Source organism: Gillisia sp. JM1 (assembly GCF_000424645.1).
GTDB lineage: Bacteria > Bacteroidota > Bacteroidia > Flavobacteriales > Flavobacteriaceae > Gillisia.
Genome location: NZ_KE384219.1, coordinates 993074 through 994087, shown reverse-complemented (window position 1 = coordinate 994087; position 1014 = coordinate 993074). Strand labels below are relative to the sequence as shown.

1 rRNA gene is annotated in these 1014 nt (G+C 48.1%); it reads left to right on the top strand.

What is annotated here, in order from left to right:
• A 23S ribosomal RNA gene (locus H033_RS21500) occupies nucleotides 1–1014 on the top strand; the annotation flags it as partial.

The window sequence follows — 1014 nt, the reverse complement described above, 5'->3', positions numbered from 1 at the left end:
ATAGCAGTATCCTGAGTAGTGCGGGGCACGTGAAACCCTGTATGAATTTGGCGGGACCATCCGCTAAGGCTAAATACTCCTGAGAGACCGATAGTGAACCAGTACCGTGAGGGAAAGGTGAAAAGAACCGTGAATAACGGAGTGAAATAGATCCTGAAACCATACGCTTACAAGCGGTCGGAGCCTTTAGGGGTGACGGCGTGCCTTTTGCATAATGAGCCTACGAGTTACCGTTGCCAGCAAGGTTAAGCATTTAAGATGTGGAGCCGTAGCGAAAGCGAGTCTTAATAGGGCGCACATAGTTGGTAGTGGTAGACGCGAAACCGTGTGATCTACCCTTGGGCAGGTTGAAGCTGTGGTAACACATAGTGGAGGACCGAACCCGTTGACGTTGAAAAGTCTTGGGATGACCTGAGGGTAGGGGTGAAAGGCCAATCAAACTCGGAAATAGCTCGTACTCCCCGAAATGCATTTAGGTGCAGCGTTGATTTAAAGTTTTATAGAGGTAGAGCTACTGATTGGATGCGGGGGCTTCACCGCCTACCAATTCCTGACAAACTCCGAATGCTATAAAATGTTGATCAGCAGTGAGGGCATGGGTGCTAAGGTCCATGTCCGAGAGGGAAAGAACCCAGACCATCAGCTAAGGTCCCCAAATGTATATTAAGTTGAAATAACGCGGTTGAACTGCCCAGACAGCTAGGATGTTGGCTTGGAAGCAGCCATTCATTTAAAGAGTGCGTAACAGCTCACTAGTCGAGCGGTTCGGCATGGATAATAATCGGGCATAAATATACTACCGAAGCTATGGATTTACAGTTTAGAATTGTAAGTGGTAGGGGAGCATTGTAACAAAGCTGAAGGTGAGTCGTGAGGCTTGCTGGATTGGTTACAAAAGAAAATGTAGGCATAAGTAACGATAATGCGGGCGAGAAACCCGCACACCGAAAGACTAAGGTTTCCTCAGCTATGCTAATCAGCTGAGGGTTAGTCGGGACCTAACGCGACCCCGAA